This window comes from Kitasatospora sp. NPDC059827 (genome assembly GCF_042731675.1).
Classification (GTDB): Bacteria; Actinomycetota; Actinomycetes; order Streptomycetales; family Streptomycetaceae; genus Kitasatospora.
On record NZ_JBHWIV010000062.1, the window covers coordinates 48177 to 51060 of the forward strand.

Sequence of the window (2884 nt, forward strand, 5' to 3'; positions counted from 1 at the left end):
TTTTCTTTTGCCTACTCCGGGTGTTGTCGGTCCTTCGGGAACCTCTGCTGCCCGCGGCGCCGGCGCGCCGGGCAGGCCGGCGCGCCCGGCGTGCAGGCGACTACCGCCTACTCGTCGTCGTCGGACCAGCCGTCGCTGCGGTCGCGGTACAGCGTGAACCGGTCGTACAGCACCGGTGTCGGCAGCGGGTTGGCGGCGGTGGCGGGCACCGAGTGGTAGTAGGAGACGGTGATGGTGGTGCGGTCGCCGGGGTAGCGGCCCGGGTCGACGTCGAAGACGGCGACGCCGTACGGGTACTTGGTGTCCGGGTCGGTGACCGCGGACCAGTGGGCCTTCTCCTTGGCGTCCGGGTCGGCCTTGAAGGTGAGCCGCTGGGTGCGGACGCTGGCCTGGCGGACGCCGTCCGCGTCGGGCGGGAGGTACACGTCGTCGTGGCCGGCGGTGCCGCCGCCGCCGAGGATGAGGTGGACGGTGCCCTCGGAGGTGTCGATCTGCCGCAGGTCGTCGTCGACGACGGCGGGGGTGAGCAGCCCGCCCGACTCGGTGCCGCGCACGGGGTGGGTGCGCTCGTAGTCGTGGTCGTGGCCGGCCAGGACGAGGTCGACGGAGTAGCGGTCGAGCAGCGGCAGCAGCTGTTCCCGGATGCCCATGTCGCCGCCGTGGCTGGCGGCGGAGGAGGACATCGCGAACTGGTGCAGGTTGACGACGATCCAGTCGACCGCGCTGCCGTGCCGGGCGCGCGACAGGACCCGCTCCAGCCAGCGGAGTTGGGCGCCCTCGCTGTAGCCGCTGATGTAGATGGACTGCCCGGTGGCGGGGTCGAGGCTGGCGTCGTCCTCGACGGCGATCTCGTTGCCGTCCAGGCTGACGAACAGCACCGAACCGACCTGGAAGCTGTACCAGTTGCCGCAGTGGTCGCGGGTGCCGTTGTCGGGCAGTTCGAAGCGGGTCAGGTAGGAGGCGTACCCGAGGTCGCCGCCGCCGGCCTCGACCTCGTGGTTGCCGGGGGCGGGCATCCAGGGGCGGTTGGCGGCGGACTTGGACAGGTTGTTCATGAACGCGTTCCAGGCCTGCGGCTGGAGCTGCGGGTTGTTGTTGGCGTAGGCGAGGTCGCCGTTGAGCAGGTGGAACAGCGGGTTGAACTGTTCGACCTGCCGGACGGCGGCGGCGCCGTGGATGGAGGACTTCGCGAACACGTTGTCGCCGGTGCCGAGGTCGCCGAAGCTGGTGAAGCGGAAGGCGGCGCGCCCGCGGGCGGGGGCGGTGCGGAAGGTGCCGCGGACGGGCTGGGCGCCGTCGTGCAGCACCTCGTACACGTAGGTGGTGTCGGGGCGCAGCCCGTCGAGGCGGGCGTGGTGGGTGAAGGTCTCGACCTTGTTGAGGCCGTCGACGTAGCTGCGGCTGCTCGCGTCGACGCTGCGGCCGGCGCCGCCGTGCGGGGTGCCGATCCGCACCCGGGGGCGCTTCACGGAGGCGCCGGTCGCCCAGGAGACGGTCATCTCGCGGGAGGGCTCGTTGCCCCACTGGAGGTGGACCTGCTCCGGTCCGGGGGTGCCGGCGACGGCCGGCTGGGTCCACAGCAGGGTGGACGCGGGCAGCGCGGCGAGCGCGCCGGCCGCCGTCCCCGTCCGGAGGACCGTTCTGCGCGAGGGTTGTGCCGGGGAATGTGCCACTGCCGCCTCCTGGGCTACGAGAAACGCCCTGGAGGCTCGCAGTCGGACGGTACGGCCGCACCACCATCAACCGTGCGGACGGCGAACGGCAGTTGAACGCTGGTCCGGACCAACTGCTCGGCGCACCGCCGCCTCGCCGGCGAACAGCGCGTCACCGGGCGGCCCGCACGGTGTCCTGATCGATCGACACCCGGAGCAGGGGGTACGGCCGGATGGCCGCGGGCCGCCGGGGTGGTGCGGGACGGCCGAGCGGGTGACCTCCCGGTCGTGTCGGCGGCGGCGCGCCCGGCTCGGCGTGCGTCGGTTGGAACGCGCCGTCTCCGGGCGGTGCACGCCCTGTCCCCGGACCTGAGAGCCGCCCATGCCTCCCACCGCGCGCCTCCGCCGCCTCGTTCCCACCGCGCTCTGCGCCCTCGCCGTGGCCCTCGCCGCCCCCGCGGCCCACGCCGCGCCCCCGGGCGGCGACAGCGGGGCCGACCCGGGCGGGAGGACGGACGGCGGCCGGTACGACTGGGAGCGGGTGGCGGACTGCGAGAGCAGCGGCGACTGGCACATCAACACCGGCAACGGCTACTTCGGCGGCCTCCAGTTCGACCGGTCCACCTGGCGGGAGAACGGCGGCCTGGCCTACGCCCCGCGCCCCGACCTCGCCAGCCGCGAGGACCAGATGGCCGTCGCCCAGCACCTGGCCGAGCGGCGCGGCCTCTCCCCCTGGCCGGTCTGCGGCTCCCGCGCCCTGGGCGGCCGCGCCCACGGGACCGCCGCCCCGGACCGGGACGAGGCCCGCGCCGACGCCCGTGGCCGGACCCACGACCTGACCGGCGACCGGACCCATGACGAGGAGGCCTCCGAGGCCACCCGCGACCACGGGCGCGACGCCGTCCTGCCGCCGCCCGCCCCCGGCTCGGCCGTGGACGGCCGGTGGACCGTCCGCGAGGACGACACCCTGGACCAGCTCGCCGCCGCCCTGCGCGTCCCCGGCGGCTGGCCCGCGCTGTACGAGCTCAACCGCGCCACCGTCGGCGAGGACCCGGACCTCATCCAGCCCGGCCTGGTCCTGCGGCTCCCCTCCTGACAGTGAGGATGTTCATGAGCGGTTCCCGGGCAGGTCTGACTCGCCTCCTGACTGACCTCGGGTCCTCAACGGGATCTGTCGGCCTCGTTCGGGAACCGCTCGTGTGCATCCACCGGTCCGGCTTGCGTGACTTCAT

General features: G+C 74.0%; 2 protein-coding genes. One reads left to right on the forward strand and one right to left on the reverse strand.

The window, feature by feature from the left end:
- Positions 1-107 precede the first annotated feature (107 nt).
- Positions 108-1673, reverse strand: a complete 1566-nt coding sequence (locus tag ACFV8H_RS30280) for a purple acid phosphatase family protein (RefSeq protein ID WP_380406346.1) — start codon at positions 1671-1673, stop codon at positions 108-110.
- A 361-nt stretch (positions 1674-2034) separates the two neighbouring features.
- On the opposite strand from ACFV8H_RS30280, the gene ACFV8H_RS30285 reads away from it, so the two are divergent.
- The gene (locus ACFV8H_RS30285) at positions 2035-2748 is read left to right on the forward strand and encodes a transglycosylase family protein (protein WP_380406349.1); all 714 of its coding nucleotides are present in this window, start codon (positions 2035-2037) and stop codon (positions 2746-2748) included.
- The last annotated feature ends 136 nt before the right edge of the window (positions 2749-2884 follow it).

Coding starts and splice junctions, on each gene's coding strand:
- ACFV8H_RS30285 (WP_380406349.1), top strand. CDS start 2,035: ATGCCTCCCACCGCGCGCCTCCGCCGCCTCGTTCCCACCGCGCTCTGC.